This is a genomic window from Azospirillum sp. HJ39 (assembly GCF_041507355.1).
GTDB classification, from domain to species: Bacteria; Pseudomonadota; Alphaproteobacteria; order Azospirillales; family Azospirillaceae; genus Azospirillum; species Azospirillum thiophilum.
This window is the reverse complement of record NZ_CP167911.1, coordinates 2004428-2022660: the sequence shown is the minus strand read 5'-3', so window position 1 is coordinate 2022660 and position 18233 is coordinate 2004428. Positions and strand designations below refer to the sequence as shown.

At 69.9% G+C, this 18233-nt stretch carries 26 protein-coding genes; 25 read left to right on the top strand and 1 reads right to left on the bottom strand.

Annotated elements, in window-relative coordinates; genetic code table 11:
* The first annotated feature begins 63 nt into the window (after nt 1-63).
* The 12 genes from ABMY26_RS22850 (at nt 64) to ABMY26_RS22795 (ending at nt 8078) form a co-directional block, all read left to right on the top strand.
* Nucleotides 64-870 carry a Rha family transcriptional regulator gene (locus ABMY26_RS22850; protein ID WP_372396928.1) on the top strand — a complete coding sequence of 269 codons (807 nt, stop codon included), beginning with the start codon at nt 64-66 and terminating at the stop codon, nt 868-870.
* A gap of 191 nt (nt 871-1061) precedes the next feature.
* Entirely contained in the window at nt 1062-1505 is a 444-nt protein-coding gene (locus ABMY26_RS22845) for a very short patch repair endonuclease (protein ID WP_372396927.1), read from the top strand.
* A 37-nt stretch (nt 1506-1542) separates the two neighbouring features.
* Entirely contained in the window at nt 1543-2874 is a 1332-nt protein-coding gene (locus ABMY26_RS22840) for a DNA cytosine methyltransferase (protein WP_372396926.1), read from the top strand.
* A complete protein-coding gene (locus ABMY26_RS22835) occupies nt 2867-3664 on the top strand; it encodes a hypothetical protein (RefSeq protein WP_372396925.1) in 798 nt (265 codons plus the stop codon). Before ABMY26_RS22840 ends, ABMY26_RS22835 begins: the two co-directional genes overlap by 8 nt.
* Nucleotides 3665-3822: 158 nt before the next feature.
* Nucleotides 3823-4119, top strand: a complete 297-nt coding sequence (locus ABMY26_RS22830) for a hypothetical protein (protein WP_372396924.1) — start codon at nt 3823-3825, stop codon at nt 4117-4119.
* A 10-nt stretch (nt 4120-4129) separates the two neighbouring features.
* Nucleotides 4130-4897 (top strand): hypothetical protein, encoded by a 768-nt coding sequence (locus ABMY26_RS22825; protein ID WP_372396923.1) that lies wholly within the window; start codon nt 4130-4132, stop codon nt 4895-4897.
* Between the two features lie 102 nt (nt 4898-4999).
* Nucleotides 5000-5254, top strand: coding sequence for a hypothetical protein (locus tag ABMY26_RS22820; RefSeq protein WP_372396922.1), 255 nt, complete (start codon nt 5000-5002; stop codon nt 5252-5254).
* Between the two features lie 12 nt (nt 5255-5266).
* Nucleotides 5267-5449: a hypothetical protein gene (locus ABMY26_RS22815; RefSeq protein WP_045580528.1), complete on the top strand. Its 183-nt coding sequence runs from the start codon at nt 5267-5269 to the stop codon at nt 5447-5449.
* The gene (locus ABMY26_RS22810) at nt 5446-6444 is read left to right on the top strand and encodes a tyrosine-type recombinase/integrase (protein WP_372396921.1); all 999 of its coding nucleotides are present in this window, start codon (nt 5446-5448) and stop codon (nt 6442-6444) included. Before ABMY26_RS22815 ends, ABMY26_RS22810 begins: the two co-directional genes overlap by 4 nt.
* 1 nt (nt 6445) lies before the next feature.
* Nucleotides 6446-6961: a host-nuclease inhibitor Gam family protein gene (locus ABMY26_RS22805; RefSeq protein WP_372396920.1), complete on the top strand. Its 516-nt coding sequence runs from the start codon at nt 6446-6448 to the stop codon at nt 6959-6961.
* 74 nt (nt 6962-7035) lie between these two features.
* Complete coding sequence (locus ABMY26_RS22800; protein WP_372396919.1) at nt 7036-7827, top strand: site-specific DNA-methyltransferase; 792 nt, start codon at nt 7036-7038, stop codon at nt 7825-7827.
* Nucleotides 7824-8078: a hypothetical protein gene (locus ABMY26_RS22795; RefSeq protein ID WP_372396918.1), complete on the top strand. Its 255-nt coding sequence runs from the start codon at nt 7824-7826 to the stop codon at nt 8076-8078. Before ABMY26_RS22800 ends, ABMY26_RS22795 begins: the two co-directional genes overlap by 4 nt.
* 14 nt (nt 8079-8092) lie before the next feature.
* Here ABMY26_RS22795 and ABMY26_RS22790 read toward each other — a convergent pair whose 3' ends face one another.
* Nucleotides 8093-8341 (bottom strand): hypothetical protein, encoded by a 249-nt coding sequence (locus tag ABMY26_RS22790; protein ID WP_372396917.1) that lies wholly within the window; start codon nt 8339-8341, stop codon nt 8093-8095.
* Between the two features lie 96 nt (nt 8342-8437).
* Between ABMY26_RS22790 and ABMY26_RS22785 the strand changes: the two genes are divergently transcribed.
* The 13 genes from ABMY26_RS22785 to ABMY26_RS22725 all read left to right on the top strand — a co-directional run bounded on the left by ABMY26_RS22785 (nt 8438) and on the right by ABMY26_RS22725 (nt 18198).
* Nucleotides 8438-9184, top strand: a complete 747-nt coding sequence (locus ABMY26_RS22785; protein ID WP_372396916.1) for a hypothetical protein — start codon at nt 8438-8440, stop codon at nt 9182-9184.
* 117 nt (nt 9185-9301) lie between these two features.
* Nucleotides 9302-9820, top strand: a complete 519-nt coding sequence (locus tag ABMY26_RS22780) for a terminase small subunit (protein ID WP_372396915.1) — start codon at nt 9302-9304, stop codon at nt 9818-9820.
* Nucleotides 9804-11867: a terminase gpA endonuclease subunit gene (locus ABMY26_RS22775; RefSeq protein ID WP_372396914.1), complete on the top strand. Its 2064-nt coding sequence runs from the start codon at nt 9804-9806 to the stop codon at nt 11865-11867. Before ABMY26_RS22780 ends, ABMY26_RS22775 begins: the two co-directional genes overlap by 17 nt.
* Nucleotides 11864-12097 carry a phage head-tail joining protein gene (locus tag ABMY26_RS22770; protein WP_372396913.1) on the top strand — a complete coding sequence of 78 codons (234 nt, stop codon included), beginning with the start codon at nt 11864-11866 and terminating at the stop codon, nt 12095-12097. The genes ABMY26_RS22775 and ABMY26_RS22770 overlap by 4 nt, the downstream gene beginning before the upstream one ends.
* Nucleotides 12097-13719, top strand: a complete 1623-nt coding sequence (locus ABMY26_RS22765) for a phage portal protein (protein ID WP_372396912.1) — start codon at nt 12097-12099, stop codon at nt 13717-13719. The genes ABMY26_RS22770 and ABMY26_RS22765 overlap by 1 nt, the downstream gene beginning before the upstream one ends.
* Before the next feature lie 15 nt (nt 13720-13734).
* Complete coding sequence (locus ABMY26_RS22760) at nt 13735-14574, top strand: S49 family peptidase (protein WP_372396911.1); 840 nt, start codon at nt 13735-13737, stop codon at nt 14572-14574.
* Nucleotides 14571-15083, top strand: a complete 513-nt coding sequence (locus ABMY26_RS22755; RefSeq protein WP_372396910.1) for a hypothetical protein — start codon at nt 14571-14573, stop codon at nt 15081-15083. The genes ABMY26_RS22760 and ABMY26_RS22755 overlap by 4 nt, the downstream gene beginning before the upstream one ends.
* Entirely contained in the window at nt 15080-15439 is a 360-nt protein-coding gene (locus ABMY26_RS22750) for a head decoration protein (protein WP_372396909.1), read from the top strand. The genes ABMY26_RS22755 and ABMY26_RS22750 overlap by 4 nt, the downstream gene beginning before the upstream one ends.
* 12 nt (nt 15440-15451) lie before the next feature.
* Nucleotides 15452-16477 carry a major capsid protein gene (locus ABMY26_RS22745; protein ID WP_372396908.1) on the top strand — a complete coding sequence of 342 codons (1026 nt, stop codon included), beginning with the start codon at nt 15452-15454 and terminating at the stop codon, nt 16475-16477.
* 3 nt (nt 16478-16480) lie between these two features.
* Nucleotides 16481-16810, top strand: coding sequence for a hypothetical protein (locus tag ABMY26_RS22740; RefSeq protein WP_372396907.1), 330 nt, complete (start codon nt 16481-16483; stop codon nt 16808-16810).
* 81 nt (nt 16811-16891) lie between these two features.
* Entirely contained in the window at nt 16892-17194 is a 303-nt protein-coding gene (locus ABMY26_RS22735; protein WP_372396906.1) for a hypothetical protein, read from the top strand.
* Nucleotides 17194-17622: a hypothetical protein gene (locus ABMY26_RS22730; RefSeq protein ID WP_372396905.1), complete on the top strand. Its 429-nt coding sequence runs from the start codon at nt 17194-17196 to the stop codon at nt 17620-17622. The genes ABMY26_RS22735 and ABMY26_RS22730 overlap by 1 nt, the downstream gene beginning before the upstream one ends.
* 99 nt (nt 17623-17721) lie before the next feature.
* Nucleotides 17722-18198 (top strand): hypothetical protein, encoded by a 477-nt coding sequence (locus tag ABMY26_RS22725; protein ID WP_372396904.1) that lies wholly within the window; start codon nt 17722-17724, stop codon nt 18196-18198.
* Nucleotides 18199-18233 lie beyond the last annotated feature (35 nt).

Here is an 18233-nt window from a genome sequence, read left to right as displayed (position 1 = left end):
CGGCGCCAGGGTCGTCGTGACAAGCGGCCCTCCGTCGGCAACGCCGACTAGGAGGCTATCGCCATGGACAGCATGGGCGACGACGGGCAAGTCTTGCCCGCGTTATCACCTATCGACATCGACATCACGATCAATCATGAGCCGCGTATCCGTGACCTTCGGCTTGCCGAAGCTCTGGGGATGAAAAATTTGCATTCGATCCGGGAATTGATCGAGCGGCACATGGACGCGCTCACGACCTTCGGGGAGGTTTCTCGGCAAGCCGAGAAACCCAGCCGGCGTGGCGGTCGTCCGTCCAAGAGCTTCTATCTCACCAAACGGCAAGCGCTCTACATCACGGCGAAGTCGGACACCGAGCGCGCCGCGCTGGTGACGATCCAGATGGTCGAGCTGTTCGACGCCGTGACCGGCGGGACCGCGCATCCCGCCCCGGCGCCGGCCCTCACCCGCGCCGACATCGACGCCATCGACCGCCGCGCCCGCCGGATCGGGCAGGAGGAGGAGCAACGGGCGCGCTCCGCCCTGACCGACCGGGCGCTCGACCGTCTGCGCCGGGGTGAGCGGATCGACATCGCCTCGCTGTCCGCCGCCCGGCCGGAGGAGCCCGCCGCTCTGCCCCCGCCGCCCGCCCGGACGCGCGAGGAGAGCATGGACCTCGCCCTTGCCCATCTGCGCGCCCTGCCGCCCGAGCTGCGGCAGGAGGGCTTCCGCCTGATGCACGCCATCAAGGCCCACAGCGACGCCCTGAAGGAACTGAAGACCGCGACCGAGGCGATCAACTCTCCGCTCGACACCGTCGCCGAAATCCTGGAACGCGAGGCGACCCTCATCCGTCAGACCATCGCCGCCCAAGCGGGCCGGGTGGGGTAGGGGCGGCGGGCAAAAGCGATCTCGTGGCGATCCAAAGGAATGGCCGGCGGTCCGTAGGGCCGTCCGCCATTCCGCCGGGATAGGCTTCGGGCCGACGAAGAACCCCGCGCCTTGCTGTTCGGGATTGGGTGGGAGCTGCAAATTCGGTCGCCTCCAAGCATTGCCGATCCGATCGCCCTATATCGTTGCGGATGACGGACACCCGCACGCCCGAACAGCGCCGACGCATCATGCAGGCGGTGAAGACCAAGGACACCGGACCCGAATGGGCGGTTCGGCGGTGGTTGCATGCGCGCGGATACCGGTACCGCCTGCATCGCAAGGATTTGCCGGGGCGGCCGGACATCGTGCTTCCAGGGCGCCGCCTTGCCATCTTCGTTCACGGGTGTTTCTGGCACAATCACGGTTGCGAGAAGGGCCGCGCGCCGAAGTCTCGGTTGGAGTATTGGGGGCCGAAGCTCGAAGCCAATCGCCGGCGGGACGCCGTGAAGGCGGCCGAACTGGAGGCGTTGGGCTGGCGGGTTCTGACGCTCTGGCAGTGCGAGATCGCGGACGAGGCGACCCTCTCGGCAGTCCTGCTACCCGTTCTGGAGAGCGGCAAAATCCCGGTCCACAGCGCTTCCGAAACCGGCTAACGTGCTGGACGCTTAACCGGTTCAGAAAGCTTCACGCGTGAGACCCATCGCTATCGACTTGTTCGCAGGGGCCGGCGGATTGTCGCTCGGGTTCGAGCAGGCAGGTTTCGATGTCGTGGCGGCGGTCGAGATCGATCCGATCCACTGCGCTGTCCACAAGTTCAATTTCCCCGAGACCGCAGTGATTCCGCGGTCGGTCGTCGGTTTGACGGCTGCCGAAATCCGAGTCGCCGCCGGTATCGGCAGCCGGCCGGTCGATTGTGTGTTCGGCGGTCCGCCCTGTCAGGGATTTTCGCTCATCGGGCAACGGGCGCTGGAGGATCCGCGAAACGGCCTGGTGCTGGAGTTCGTGCGGATCGTCGCCGAATTGGATGCCAAGACGTTCGTGTTCGAGAACGTCAAGGGTCTGACCGTCGGTAAGCACAAGGCGTTTCTTCAGGAACTGGTGGAGGCGTTCGACCGCGCAGGCTATGCGGTTCGGTTGCCGTGGAAGGTGCTCGACGCGGCCGATTACGGAACGCCGCAGCATCGGCAGCGCCTGATTCTTCTAGGGGCGAAGAAGGGGTTGGCGCTCCCGGACTATCCAACGCCGAGCGTGAACGCCGCCGATGCGCGCAAGCCGGTGAAGGGATTGTCGACGGGGCCGACCTGCGCGGATGCGATCGGCGATCTTCCCGATGCGGATGGGTTCTTCGGCTTGGTCGATAGCGACAGCGTGCGCACGACCGGCTTCGGGAAGCCGTCGGCCTATGCCTCCGAGATGCGGTGCCTGAGCAATGGGGCCTGGCATTACGGTTACACCAGGGAGTGGGATCCGGGGCTTCTGACGTCCAGCGCCCGGACCGACCATACCGCCATATCGCGCCGCCGCTTCGGGGCGACCGAACCCGGTTCCGTCGAGCCGATCAGCCGCTTTTTCAAGCTGGCGCCGCAAGGGCTTTGCAATACCCTGCGCGCCGGCACCGACGGAGCGCGCGGCGCGTTCACCAGTCCCCGGCCCATCCATTACAAGCTCGATCGCTGCATCACCGTCCGCGAGATGGCGCGTCTGCATGGCTTTCCCGACTGGTTCAGGCTTCACGCCACGAAATGGCACGGTGCCCGGCAAGTTGGGAACGCGGTTCCGGCGCCGCTGGCGCGGGCGATCGGGGAATGCGCGATCGAGGCTTTGGGTGTCGAGCCGGTCCGGCCGGAGAAGGCGATCCGGTTGGGCGATGTCGGCCTTCTCTATATGGATCTGTCGGAGGCCTCGGAACATTTCTCCGTTGCGCGGCCTAGCAGCAAACGGGACCGGAAAAGCGGCGCTAAGAAGCGCAAGCAAGAAGAAATTGAAGCGGAATATAAAAGGATAAAGATTGCAAATGGCTAATAAAGTCGAGCGTCCTAATACGTATCAATTAATTATAGAGTCGATTTTCTTCAAGCATTGGAAGAAGGGGGAGGCGCAGTTCGAGTTCGAGCGGACCGAAATCGAGACGGTTGCGCAAGAGCTTGGTGTGAAGCTGCCGAAAAATCAGGGCGATGTTCCCTATGCCCTCCGCTACAGGATCGGTTTTCCAGATCGTATCCTTAGCACGCAACCGGAAGGCCTGGAGTGGATTATCGAGGGGGCCGGACGTGCGCGTTATCGTTTCAGGTTGGTGAAGAAGACTCGTATCTTGCCGCGCCAGGATCTGGCGCGGATTTCCATTCCCGATGCCACGCCGGAACTGATCCGGGCCTATGCGCTCGACGATGAACAGGCCCTGCTTGCCATCGTCCGGTACAATCGACTGATCGACACCTTTCTGGGTCTTACAACATACAGTCTGCAGAACCATCTGCGGACAACGGTCAAAGGAATAGGGCAAATCGAGATCGACGAGCTGTATGTCGGACTCGATAAGCATGGCTGCCACTATATCATTCCGGTCCAGGCGAAAGGCGGGACCGACCAAATCGGCGTTGTACAAACAACGCAGGATGTTCGTTTCGTAGAACAAAAATTCCCTGGAATGCGATGCAGAGCTATATCTGCGCAGTTCATGGAAGACGGTATCGTTGCCTTGTTTGAATTGACTCTTCAAGACGATGAGGTGAAGGTGGTCGAAGAGCGGCATTATAAATTGGTTCCAGCAAATGAATTGGATAAAAATTCCATAAAGGATTATCGCACTTAATGTTGAGTATTTGTTCATTGCGATAGCGGTATAGTGAAATTCAGCTGCAAAATTTGATCGATGTGACAATCGGCAAGGAATTGGTAATCCTTTTGGGCAAACAATCCTAACTCTCCGGTGTGGTGCTGCCATGCCAGGGGTTTGCCCGGAGGTTGCCCATGTCCAAACCCGCGTCGCTGATGCCGCTGTTCCTCGCCTACCAACAGTTGGCCGGCTGCGCGGAGTGCGAGCCGGCCGACCGGCTGCGGGGCGGGCTGGAGCAGTTGCTGGCGGCCGGCGAGGTGGTGTCGGCCGACGATCTGTTCGCCAAGGCGCGCTACCTGCAGGATTGTGGGCGGATCGACCCCAGCCTGATCCCGATGGAAGCGCTCGATACGCTGGTGGCCGGGGTGGCGCTGCTGCTGGGGCCCGGGCTGTCGCAGGCGGGCACGGCACCGCTCACCGTGGCGGCGTGAGGGCTGGATCATGGCCATCGCCTTCGCCCGCTGCGACACCCGCCGGCGGCTCGACCTGGAACGCCTCGTCACCTGGGCACTGCGGGACCAGCAGGCCGACCGAGCCCAGTCCGGGCTGTTCGACATCGAGGCGGCGGCGAACGACCGCGGATGGCAGCCGCGCGGGGTGAGCGGCGACGGCGTGGCCGCGCTGCTGCGCCGGAACGAGACCGGCGACCGGGTGGACGGCGGCGGGCCGGTGCGCGGCATCGCCGTGAAGGTCCATCCCGATGCCGAAGCCGTCGCCAACGCGCTGGGCTGGCTGGATCCCTGGCAGCGGCGCCTCGTCCAGCTCCATGGACGCGCCGGTACCCGGCCGGACTGGCTGCCGCTGGTGCCGCCGATGGTCGCGGTCAAGCGGCCGAGCGAGGCGCGCGGCCGATACCGGCATGTGCTGGCCGAGCGGTGGGAGGTCGTGCCGACCCGCTCGGAACTGGCCAAGCGGTATCTGCTGGGCGGCCAGTCGCTGTTCGACGCCCGCGGGCAACGGCGGATCGTCGAGGAGGAGCGCGGCTTCCATTTCCGGACCTTCGGCGACGGGCGCCGGCAGGTCCAGGTGAAATGGTGCCCGCTGGAACCGGCGCACAGCGACGCCGAGATCGTCGAGGCCAACACCGATTATGCCGGCTGGCATGCCGGCATGGCGGCGCTGCTGGGGTGGATCGATGGCCGGGGATTGCGCGATCATGTGCTCACCGGCTTTGCCGCACTGGCCGCGCCATGGGAATATAGTCCTTGACGGAAGGTCAATTCCTTGACAGGGTGAGCGGGACGAACTGCGTGTGATCGAAGGCCCGCCCGGCAGTTGCCGCGGCGGGCCTTCTGCTGTCCGGGGGCGGCGATGCGGACCGAATGGGACGGGGTGCTGCGGCTTCGGCTCGGCCCGGTGGATCGTCGGTTCGACGTGCGCATCCTCTACCGGGCCGGACCCTTCCGCGCCGACATCGAGGCGATCGAGATCCGGACCGAACAGGGCTGGATCGGGGCGCCCTGGCTGATCGGGCTGGTGGAGGATTGCGCGCCCCTCTTCGACAGGCTGCGCGACCATGCCGCTGGCCGCACCGCCGATGCGCGGGCGGTCGCGCGGCAGCCCTGACAGGATATCCGGATGGACGAGCTGATCCGTGAAGCGCTGGCCGCCGGCGCCGGCCTTTCCCATGGCGACCGGCCGGCGGCGGCGTGGCCGTCGGACGGCGCGGTCGAGTGCTTCCGCCAGCAGGTGGCGGCGACGCTGCGCGAACTGCCGGAGGAGCTGACCGTCGCCGAGCTGCGCGACGCGCTGGACGGATGACGCTCCCCGTCCTGCCGGGCGATGCGGCCGGACAGGACGTCAGCGACGCCCGGCATGCTCCGGCGCTGCGGCTGGACCGTATCCAGGAACATCTGCTGGACGCCTTCTATGCCGGGCGCTCGGCCAACACGGTGCGGGCCTACCGGCGCGACCATGAGGATTTCCGTGCCTTCGTGGTGCGGCAGGACGGGCTCGGCCGCTTCGCCGCCACCGCCGAACAGGCGGTGCGGATGCTGCTGGCGGTGGCGCATGGGCAGGCCAACGCGCTGGCGCTGGGCTACCGGACCGACATGCTGCGGCGGGGGCTTCAGCCGGCGACCGTCAACCGCCGGCTGGCGGCGCTGCGGTCGGTGGTGAAGCTGGGCAACACGCTGGGGCTCGTCACCTGGGGGCTGGAGATCGAGAATGTCGACGCCGTCGCCTACCGCGACACCCGGGGGCCGGGGCGGGACGGCGTGCGGGCGATGGTGGCGCAGGCCAGGGGGCGGACCGACGCCAAGGGGCTGCGCGACACCGCCATCGTCCGGCTGCTGCATGACGTGGCCCTGCGCCGCGGCGAGGCGGTGTCGCTCGACCTCGACCATTACGACAGCCGGCGCGGCACCGTCGCGGTGCTGGGCAAGGGGCGGACCCAGCGCGAGCGGGTCACGCTGCCGGCGGCGACCCGGGCGGCGCTCGATGGCTGGATCGCGGTGCGGGGCAAGGCGCCCGGGCCGCTGTTCCATCGCCTCGATGCCGCCGGGCGCGGCGAGGGGCGCCTCACCGGGGCGGCGGTCTACCGGATCGTGCGCGAGCTGGGCGCCGGGGTGGGGCTCGCCACCCGGCCGCACGGGCTGCGGCACTCGGCGATCACCGCGGCGCTGGACGCCAGCAACGGCAACATCCGGGCGGTGCAACGCTTCTCGCGGCACCGGGATGTTCGGGTGCTGCAGACCTACGACGACAACCGCGCCGATCTGGCGGGCCAGATGGCGGCGCTGATAACGGAGGATTGAGATGGGCGAAACCGTCCCGGCCCGCAGGCCGGCGCCGACCAGGGTCCGCACCGCCGACCAGGCCGCGGCCGTGGTCGGGCGGATCGGCACCGCGCAAGTGCAGCTCGGCCGGCTGAAGGCGGCGGCGGAGGTGGCGGTGGCGCAGGCGAAACTCGCCTATGAGGAGGCCGCCGCGCCGCTGCGGGCGAAGATCGCCGCCGATACCGAGCTGCTGCGCGGCTATTTCGACGCCAACCGGGCCAACCTGTTGACCGGCGGCAAGAAGTCGGTGGCGCTGGCCACCGGCACGATGGGGCTGAAGAAGGTGCCGCTCAAGCTGGTGGTGGCCGATGCCGGCGCGCTGCTGGCGCTGCTGGAGGCGGACCGCAAGCTGCGGCGCTTCATCCGCACCAGGAACGAGGTCGATCAGGCCGCGCTGCTGGCGGAGCCGAAGGTGGCGGCGACCATCGACGGCGTCACCGTCGAGGGCGGCGACGACGCCTTCTATGTGAAGCCGCTGACGGTCGCGGCGGCCTGAGTCCTTGAGCTTGCGAAAACCCGCATTATCGCAAGCTTCCCCCTGAAAAACGGCAGAAATCCAAGGGTTTCGCGATGATCCCCAATTCCGTGACGATCGGCGCCGCGACGCTGATGCTGGGCGACTGCATCGAGCGGATGCGGGAGCTGCCCGACGGCTCGGTCAGCCTGGTGCTGACCGACGTTCCCTATTCCAGCGGCGCCACCCGCGAAGCCGGCCGCACCGCCTGCGGCAAGACCATGACCCGGTCAACCAAGGGTGGCGGGGACCGGTGGTTCGGCTCCGACAGCCTGAGCACGCGCGGCTTCCTCCACCTGCTGCGCGCCTGCGCCATCGAGTGGCAGCGGGTGCTGAAGCCGGGCGGCCATGTGCTGGCCTTCATCGACTGGCGCATGGGCGACCATCTGGCCGACGCCATCGACGGCGGCGAGGCGGCGCTGTTCCTCAATGGCCATGCGGCCGACGCGATGGAAAGCGCCGACCTCAAGCGCGTCGGGCTGCTGGTGTGGGACAAGACCCATTTCGGCATGGGGACGCATTTCCGCCACCAGCACGAGCTGATCCACCACTTCACCAAGGGCAAGGGGGCCGAGCCGCTGCGCCGCAATGTGGCCAACGTGCTGCGTCATCCGCCGGTGCGGCTGGGCGCCCATCCGACCGAGAAGCCGGTGGGACTGCTGGCCGAGCTGATCGGCACGGTCTGCCCGCCGGGCGAGACGGTGCTCGACCCGTTCTTCGGCAGCGCATCGGCCGGCCATGCGGCGCTGAGCACCGGCCGGCGCTTCGTCGGCATCGAGCGCGACCGGCGCTATTTCGAAACCGGTTGGCAGCGGCTGGCCGGCCTGGTCGAGGAACTGGCGGCATGACCATGCAGATGGAGGACGTGATGCACGGCCTCACCAACCGCGCCGCGGCCGACGGGGTGATCGTCACCATCGGCGGGACGATGGGCTGGTGGCTCGACGCCCTGCACGGGCCGGCGCAGGAGCTGGCCTTCTGGGGCACGGTGGCGCTGGTGGTCGGGCGGCTGGTGCTGCTGGCGCTGGACGTCCGCGACCGGCTGCGGCGGCCGGGCAAACCGTTCACGCGTGAACAGTTCGACGATCCCAGGCGGTGAGGCCGTCGGCGGACTCAGTAGGGCACGGCGAGCCAGCCGACATCGCCGCAGCCCGGGCAGCCGGTGCTGTCGCAGGATGGGCAGGCGGTCCAATCGTCGTCGTTCCAGCGTGCAACGACCTCACCCTCGCACCGGCCGGTGGGGGTCCGGGTTCTGCACCCGTGGGTGATCGCCTCCAACGTGCCGTAGGGCGCTCCGCATTCCAGGCAGATCGCCAGAGGCTGGGGCTTCTGAAATATGACGATCCTGGCGGTTTTGCACATTCCGGAGGGCCTTCGGTTGAGCGGCATCGTGTCGCCAGTCTCGTCTTTCGGGCGCCGGCCGGCAGTGACGACCGTCACAATCGGGACGAAATCGATATGACCGACGCGACGATCCGGGCTTCCGCCGACCGGGTGAAGGGGGCCATCCGCCAGTATGGCGACCAACTGACCCGCTACGCCCTGCCGCTGGCGCTGACCCGGACGGCGCAGGATGCCAGGCTGGCGGTGCAGCGGGCGCTGCCGCAGACCTTCGACCGGCCGACGCCCTACACCATCAACTCCACCTTCGTCCGGCCCGCCACCAAGGCCGACCCGGTGGCGTGGGTGGGCTTCAAGGGCGACGCCGGCAAGGGCACGCCGGCGGCGCGCTACCTGCTGCCCAACGTCGAGGGCGGGCCGCGCCGGGACAAGCGGATGGAGCGCCAGCTGCGGGCCGCCGGCCTGCTGCCGGCCGGGATGTTCGCCGTCCCGGGCGAGGAGGCCAGCCTCGACGCCTACGGCAACATGCGGCGGTCGGAGGTGGTGCGCATCCTGTCGCAGACCCGGGCCTTCGGGGAACAGGGCTACAGCGCCAACCGCACGGGCAGCGCCCGCAGCATGAGGAAGCGCCGGCGCAGCGGCCACTTCGCCGCGCTGCCGGGCAACGCTGGCGGGCTGCCGCCGGGCATCTACCGGCGCGACGGCGCCGACGCCCGGCCGGTGGTGATCTTCGTCCGGGCGCCGAGCTACCGCCCGCGCTTCCGCTTCCACGACATCGTCGAGCGGGCGGTGCGGGCCAACGTCGGTCGCCGCATCGAGGAGGCGGTGCGGACGGTCAACGCCCGCTTCGCCGCCCGGCGCTGACGGACTGGCGACGACGGGCCGGGGGCGACGGGTCCTTCCCCGGGGGGCCCCCCGCGAGGGGAATTCGGGCCGCACCGGTCCCCTCCGTGAGACATTTTTGAATCGAGGTTTTTGTTTATGTCCAAGCCGGGCCAACGGGTGAACCGGGCCGAGCTGGCCGAGTTGTTCGGCGTCTCGCTGCCCACCGTCGACGCATGGGTGCGCGACGGCTGCCCCTTCGCCGAGAAGGGGGCCAAGGGCCGGGAATGGGCCTTCGCGACGGCGGACGTCCATCGCTGGCTGGTCGACCGCGCGGTGGCCGACGTTGCCGCCGGCTATGAGGGCGAGATCGGCGTCATCACCGCCGACGAGGCCAAGCGCCGCAAGGCGGTGGCCGATGCGGTGGTCGCCGAGATCCGGGCGGACGAGGCGCTGAACGAGGTGGTGAACCGTCATGAGGCGGCGGCCGACGTCGCCGGCTTCTGCATCTCCCTGCGCACCGGCCTGTCGAACGCGGTGGCCAAGATCGCCGGCCGCGCCGCGGCGATGACCGGGGCGCCGGAAATCCAGGCACTGGCGGAAAAGGAAATCAACCAGGCCTTCGATGCCGCACGGGGCGAGCTGGTCAAGATGTGGGGCGATGAGTCGGGGGCCTGAAGCGGCGGCGCGGGTCAGCGCCCACCGTCACGGCGACTACCGGACCGGACGGGGCGAGCTGCGCACCGCGCTGCTGGCCCTGTTCGAGGGCAGCCTGAAGTTCCAGGAACGGATGAGCGGCTCGGTGTGGGCCGAGCGCCATGGCTGGATCCCGAAGGGCACCGGGGCCGAGCACGGCAAGGTGACGCTCTACGGCTACCAGCGCGGGCTGGTCGACGCCATGTGCGACCCGGCGGTGCCGCTGCTGACGGTGCTGAAGGCGGCACGCGTCGGCTACACCCGCTGCGCCACGCTGGCGGTTGGCTACCACCTGCACCAGGACCCGACGCTGTGCGCCATCGCCCAACCCACCGTGCCGGATGCCGACGATTTCGGAAGCGGCGAGATCGCGCCGATGCTGCGCGACACCCCGGCGCTGAAGCCGCTGTTGCGGCCGGTGAGGAAGGGCGAGAAACAGGACAACGCCGCCTTCTACCAGCTGAGCAACGGCGCCAGCGTGCGGGTGGTCGGGGCCGCGTCGGACGACGCCTTCCGCCGCTACTCGGCCCGCTTCCTGTTCGCCGACGAGATCGACGGCGACGGCTGGACGCCCGGCGCCAGGACCCAGGGCGACAAGCTCAAGCTGTTCTGGACCCGCGGCGAAACCTTCTGGAACCGCTCGATGGTGCGCGGCTCCACGCCGCTGCTGTACGAGACGAGCCGGGTGTGGCGGCTGTGGCTGGCGTCGGACCAGCGGCGTTACTTCGTGCCCTGTCCGCAATGCTCGGAGGCCGCCGGCCGGCTCGACGGCTGGCAGTATCTCGACTGGGGCGGGCCGGACGTGCCGCACGGGCTGAAATGGAGCCTGGACGCCGAGGGCACCCTGGACAAGGTGTGGTACGTCGGCACCTGCGGCTGCGTCATCGAGGAGCGGCACAAGGCGTGGATGGACGCCAACGGCGAGTGGCGGCCGACCGCAAGGGCCAAGGTGCCCGGCCATGTCGGGATGCATCTGTGGACCGGCATGTCGCTCAACCCCAATGCGGCGTGGCCGGTGATCGTCCAGGAATGGCTGGAGGCGCAGGCCGACCCGGCGACGCTGGTGCAGCCCTTCGTCAACCTGCGGCTCGGCCGGCCCTACCGGGCGACCTATGGGCAGGAGATCAGGAGCGCCAGCTTCATCGACCGCATGGAGCCGTACCCGGCAGAGGTGCCGGCCGGGGTGGAGTTCATCACGGTGGGGGTGGACGTCCAGTCCGGCAAGGTCAACCCGCGGCTGGAGGCATCGGCCTATGGCTGGGGCCGCGGGCTCGAGGTCTGGCTGATCGGCCATTTCATCCTGCCGGGCGATCCGACCAAGGCCGAGGTGTGGGCGGCGCTGGATGAGGGGGTGCTGCTGCGGCGCTACCGCAAGGCGGACGGCAGCACGCTGGACGTGCAGGCGACCTGCATCGATTCGGGCGGCCACCACACGCAGGAGGTCTATGCCTTCGCCAACAAGCGCCGGGCCCGGCGGGTGTGGGCGATCAAGGGCCGCTCGGAAAGCCGGGGGCAGCGGGGCCGGGTGTGGCCGCGCAAGCCGTCGAGCAAGCTCGGCCATGTCTGGTACATGATCGGCGGCAACGCGGCGCGCGACTGGGCCTATGGCTCGCTGCCGGTGGACAGGCCGGGGCCGCGGCGGGTGCATTTCCCGCAAGCCGCCATCGACGGCGCCCGCGAGCTGGACGAGGAGTTCTTCGCCCAGCTGACCCGCGAGCGGCTGATCGTGCCGCGCGGCCAGCAATACACGGTGTGGCAGAAGCCGGCCGAAGCCCATGAGGCCGGGGTGTGCTTCGTCTACGCCTATGCCGCGGTGTGCGGCCTTCAGGCGCTGTCCGGCAAATACGTCAAGCTGGGCGAGGCCGATGCGGCGCCGGCGGATGAGGTCGAGGCCGCCAACGCGGAGTCGACACCCGCCGACGCCATCGCGGCGGCGGTCGCCCGGGCGCGCAGGCTGAGCCAGCCGGCCGCGGCAGTCCAACCGCCGGCGCCGGCGGCCTCGACCGACAAGGGGGAACTCTACCTATGACCGACGTCACCAGTCTGGAGGCGTGGCTCGCCGACGCGCGGGCCGCCCACCATGCCCTGCAGCTCGGCCGGCAGACGGTCAGCGTCCGCTTCGGCGACCGCGTGGTCGAGTACGCCCCGGCCAACGTCCAGGCGCTCGCCGGCTACATCGCCTCGCTGGAGCGCCGGATCGCCGCGGCCCGGGGCCGGCGCGGACCGGCGGTGTCGCCCTATGTCCGGACCATCGGCTGATGGCGACCGCTCCGGTCATCCTCGACCGGCACGGCCGGCCGATCCCGCAATCCGACATCCGCCGCGCCCGGGCGCAGGCGGCGATGGGCGCCTTCCTTGCCGGATCGGGCAGCGCGCCCGAGCTGCGCGACTGGACGCCGGCGGCGGGCTCGGCCGATGCCGACCTCGACGGCGACCGCCAGACCATCGCCGCCCGCGCCCGCGACCTGGAACGCAACGACGCGCTCGTCTCCGGCGCGGTGCAGTCGCTGAAGGACAGCGCCATCGGCTTCGGGCTGGATTTCCAGTCGATGCCGGATTACCGGGCGCTCGGCATCGGCCGCGACCGGGCGCAGGACGCCGCCCGGCGGATCGAAGCGATCTGGCACGAATGGAGCGAGGACCGCGACGCCTGCGACGTCACTGGCCAGCTGCCCTTCGGCGCCATGCTGCGCCAGTCGGTGCAGTCCGACCTGGTCAACGGCGAAAGCCTGCAGCTCGCCCTGTGGCTGCCCGAGCGGCAGCGCCGGCTGGGCAGCCGCTTCGCCACCGTCATGCAGACGGTGGAGGCCGACCGCCTGTCCAACCCGCAGGACCGCATCGGCGACCCGCGCCTGCGCGACGGCGTCGAGCTGGACGGCTACGGCGCCCCGGTCGCCTACCACATCCGGTCCAGCCATCCGGGCGACCTCTACATGCCGTGGGCGGTGGCGGCGGCAGTGGCGGCGCCCGAGTGGCAGCGGGTGGCGCTGCGCGGGCCGGGCGGGCGGCGGGTCGTGATCCACTCCTTCGACCAGAAGCGGCCGGGCCAGCACCGCGGCGTGTCGGTGTTCGCACCCGTCATGACCGAGCTGAAGCAGCGCGCCCGGTTCCAGCGCGCCGAGCTGCAGGCGGCGGTGGTCAACGCGGTGATCGCCGCGGTGCTGGAAAGCCCGGCCGACGGCCAGACGCTGGTCGACCTGTTCGGCGATGCCAACGCCTACATGGACATGCGCAACGCCCAGCCGGCGGTCCAGCTCGGCATCGGCCCGGGCGGCGCCATCCCGCGGCTGCTGCCGGGCGAGACGCTGAAGGGCTACTCGTCCAACCGGCCGAGCGCCGGCATGGACGGGTTCGTCACCACGGTCAGCCGGCTGATCGCCACCGGCATCGGCATGACCTACGAGACCTTCATGCGCGATTTCTCGAAGACGAACTACAGCTCGGCCCGGGCGTCGCTGCTGGAGGGCTGGCGCTTCGTGCTGTTCCTGCGCATGCACAAGACGCTGACCTGGTGCCGGCCGACGCTCGACCTGGTGATCGAGGAGGCGGTGTGGCGCGGTTACCTCGACCTGCCGGGCTTCGCGGAGAGCCGGGCGCGGCGGCAGGCCTGGCTGCGCGGGGTGTGGCGCGGTCCGGCGCGCGGCTGGGTCGACCCGGTGAAGGAAATCACCGCCGCGGCGATGCGGGTCCGGCTTGGCATCTCGACCCTGCGCGACGAGGCGCTGGACCAGGGCCGCGACCTCGACGACCTGCTGGACCAGATCGCGCTGGAACAGGAGGCGCTGAAGGCGCGCGGGCTGACCCTGCCCGAGGTGAATTTCATGCCCTCTCCAGACCCGACCGACAACGCGCAGCCCGAGCCGGCAGCCGCCGGCGCCTGACGGAGTCCCCCCGACATGCTGAAGACGATGCAGCCCTTGCTGGTGGCCCCGGCATGGGCCGAGATCGCGGCCGCGCGCCTGGTGCAGCTGGGCCGGGCCGGGGCCGAGCTGCCGGCTGGCTGCCTCCGGCTGGGCGAGGTCAACGGTGCGCGCCGGCCCTACGAGGTGGATCGGGGCGTGGCGCTGGTGTCGGTGGCCGGGCTGCTGGTGCCCAAGCTCGGCTATATCGGCGCCGGCTGGGCCACCGGCTATGACGGGCTGCGGGTCCAGCTCGCCCATGCCTTTGCCGATCCGGACGTGCGGGCGATCTGCCTCGACATCGACAGCGGCGGCGGCATCGCCCAGGGCTGTTTCGACCTGGTGGACTGGATCGTCGCCACCAAGAAAGCCGCGGGCAAGCCGGTCGCAGCAATCTGCAGCGAGGAGGCCTATTCCGCCGCCTACGCGCTCGCCTGCGCCGCCGACAGCATCGCCGTGCCGCGCACCGGCGGGGTGGGGTCGATCGGCGTCTGGCTGATGCACTGGGACCAGTCCCGGATGATGGAGGAGGCCGGGCTGGTGCCGACCATCGTCCAATCCGGCGCCCACAAGACCGACGGCCACCCCTATGCCGCGCTGCCCGAGGCTGTGCGTGCCGACTGGCAGGGGCAGGTCGACGCGCTGCGCCAGCTCTTCGCCGAAACCGTCGCCCGCGCCCGCGGGCTGGATTTGGCGGCGGTCCTTGCCACCGAGGCCCGCTGTTTCCAGGGGCCGGTCGGCACCGCCGAGGCCGTGCGCCTTGGGCTGGCCGATGCGGTCCTGCCACCCGACCGGGCCTTTTCGGCCCTGCTGGACCATGTGAGGGACAATCCGTGAAGAGCTTCAGCTTCGCCCACCTGAACCCCTTCGGCCGCTCCAAGGCGGCCGGGGAGGACGCGCAGGACGACACCACCACCAAGGCCGGCGCCGGCGACGATGCCGCGCCGCAGGATGAGGACCAGGAGAAGCCGGCGCCGGGAGACGAGCCGGAAGCCAATGGCCAGCAGGCCGCCGCCCCCGGCGAGCGCGAGCGCTGCGCCGCCATCTTCGCCGCGCCCGCCGCTGCCGGCCGCGTCCAGCTCGCCGCCCATCTGGCCTTCAACACCGACCTGACGGTCGAGGCCGCCTGCGCCGCGCTGGAGGCCGCGCCGGCCGGCGCCAGCGTGCCCGCCCCGGCGCCGGCCGGCAACCCGCTGGCGCTCGCCGCCATGGACGCCCACCCCACCCCGACCGTCGGCGCCGCCACCGACGCCGGCAGCCTGAGCGACGACGACAAGGCCGCCGCCGCGGTGCTGGCCAGCATGGCCGCCGTCGGCCTCATTCCGAAGAAGGACGGCACCCGATGAGCTCCGCCAGCTTCTCTTCCCAGAGCAACCAGCCGCTGCCGTCCCTGATCGGCGGCGACTTCCCCCGCGTCACCCGGCTGGTGACCATCGCCGGCGGTTCCGGCGTGCTCCCGGCCGGCGCCGTGCTCGGCCGCATCGCCGCCAGCAAGAAGCTCACCCTGTCGGCTGCCGCCGCCGGCGACGGCTCCGAAGCGGTGCGCGCCATCCTGGCCGAGCCGGTCGACGCCACCGCGGCCGACGTCGAGGCCATCGCCTATTTCACCGGCGCCTTCACCGCGGACCAACTGACCTTCGGCGCCGGCCACAGCGCGGACAGCGTGGCCGACGCGCTGCGCGACCTGTCGATCTTCCTCTGAGGACACCCGCCCATGGACATCTACTCCACCCTCGCCATGCTGGGGGTGCTGCGGTCGCTGCGCGCCAAGGCCCCCCGCTTCCTGCTGGACATGTTCTTCCCGCTGGCCAGCTTCAGCGACACCGGGAAGATCCTGTTCGACGTCGAGGTCGACGACATCGAGGTCGCGCCCTTCGTCTCGCCGCTGTCGGCCGGCCGCGTCGGGTCGGACACCGGCTATGAGACCCGGATGTTCGCCCCGGCCTATGTGAAGCCGCTGCACGACATCAAGCCGGACGAGCCGCTGCGCCGTCTCGCCGGCGAGCCGCTGGGCGGCGCCCTGTCGGCCGGGGCGCGGGAACAGGCGATCCTGGGGGCCAAGCTGCAGCGCCAGCTGACCCAGATCCTGCGCCGCAAGGAGGTGATGGCGGCCGAAGTGCTGCGCACCGGCAAATGCGTGGTCAAGGGGCCGGACTATCCGGAGGTGCTGGTCGATTTCCAGCGCGCCGGCGAGCTGTCGCTGCTGCTGTCCGCCGCCGCCCGCTGGGGCGAGGCCGGGGTGTCGCCCTTCGCCGACCTGTCGGAGTGGATCGACCTGGTCGGGCGGAAGTCCGGCGCCGCGGTCAATGTCGTGGTGATGGACGCCAAGGCCTGGGCGCTGTTCGAGGCCGACCCCAAGCTGGAGAAGGTGCTGGACCGGACCCTGGGACAGGCGGCCATCGTGCAGATGGGCTTTCAGCCCGGCGTTCCCGGAACGCCGGTGTTCAAGGGCCGCATCGGGATGGTCGAGCTGTACACCTACAACGACACCTACGCCGACGGCGGGGCGACCCGGGCGCTGCTGCCCGATCATACCGTGCTGCTGGGCGCCACCGGGGCGATGGAGGGCACCCAGGCCCATGGCGCCATCCTCGACCCGCGCGCCGGCTACCAGGCGCTCGAGGTCTTCCCCAAGAGCTGGATCGAGGAGAACCCGGGCCGGCGCCTGCTGCTGAGCCAGTCGGCGCCGCTGGTCTACCCGCGGCGTCCCAACGCCTGCATGGCCGTGACGGTGAGGTGAGCCATGGCCAAGCTGCGCCTGCTGGCCACCGTGAAGGTGGACAAGGACACCACGCTGCGGCCGGGGGCCGTCATCGAGGTCAAGGATCCGGACGATGCCGACGCCGCCTCGCTGGTCGCCCGCGGCTTCGCCCGCTGGGTAAAGGCCGGCGACGAGGCCGGGGAGGATGACCTGCCGCCCGACCGCCTCATCGCGGCGATCGGCCGGCTCGACCCGGCCAACCCCAAGCACTTCAAGGCCGGCAAGCCGGAGCTGAAGGCGCTGGGCGAGCTGCTGGGGGTGGATGTCACCGCCGACCAGCGTGACCGGGCCTGGGCGGCCCTGCAGGGGTGAGGCTCCATCCGCACCATCATTACCAGCAGCGACGCGACACGGGCGGCCTTCGGGCCGCCCGTCGCGTTTCGAGGATTGCCGATGTTCTTCGATGACCTGAACAGCGCCTGCGCCGGCGCCTTCGGTGAACCGGCGGTGATCCGCCGGCCCGGCCGGCCCGACATCACCGTCACCGGCATCTTCGACCGCCGGCACTACCAGCAGGACACCGACGGCGGGCCGGTGTCGACGCTGGTGACCTCGCTGGCGGTGGTCGACGCCGAGCTTGGCGGGCCGGTGCCCGCCGGCGCCGCCATCGAGGTGCGCGGCCTGACCTTCACCGTGTCGGAGCCGCGGCCGGATGGGCAGGGCATGACCGTGCTGCTGCTGCGGGAGTCGCGGTGATGCACCGGCGCACGCAGATCCGCAGTGCCATCGCCGCGGCGCTGGGGGCGGTCGCCCCGGTCACGGCCAACCGGGACGATCCCTTGCCGGCCGACGCGCTGCCCTGCATCGGCCTGTTCACCCCCGACGAGACGGCGCAGGAACTGACCATGGGCAGCCGGCGCCAGCTGCGGCGCCTGGACCTCTATGTCGACGGCTATGTCCGCGCCGACGGCACCGCCGGCGACCTGGACGACCGGCTCGACGCCATGGCGCTGCGCATCGAGCAGGCGATGGCCGCCGGCCGGCGCTTCGGCGGGCTGGTCGACCGCATCGAGCTGGTGCGCACCGTCACCGACCGCCTGACCGGCGGCGAGCTGAAGGCCGGCGTCACCCGCCTGCAGTTCGCCGTGACCTACCAGACCGGCTACGGCCAGCCGGATGCCTGATCCTGGTGCCTGAGCCGGGCGCCTGAGTCCCACGTCCATCCCATCGCGGCCGTCCGGTTTCCGGGCGGCCTTTTCTCTGCCCGAAGGAGGGGCATTCCCATGAGCGGCAACGCTGTCCAGAGCGCCGGCACGCGCCTGTTCCTGTCCACCACCGCCCTGTGCACCACCGAAGCGCAGTACAAGGCGCTCGCCTGGACCGAGGTCGAGGAGATCGAGGACATCGGCGCCTTCGGCGAGACCTTCGAGAAGGTCACCTACAAGACGCTGGGCGACGGCGCGGTCCACAAGAAGAAGGGCACCGTCGACTATGGCTCGGGCACGCTGAAGCTGGCCCGGGTGCCGACCGGCGCCGGCCAGACGGCGATCCGCGCCGCGGCGAAGAACCGCAAGGCGGCCTACAACATCAAGATCGAGTTCGACGACGCCCCCGACGGCGGCACCCCGACCACGATCTACCTGCGCGCCTACGTCATGTCCTACACCACCGAGATCGGCTCCAACGACAAGGTGATCGAGGCCAGCGTCGGGCTGGAGATCGACGCCGAGCCCATCGAGGTGGCCGCCGACGAGGCTTAAGCGCCGGCGCAGACCTCCCGCCCTTGACGTCGGCG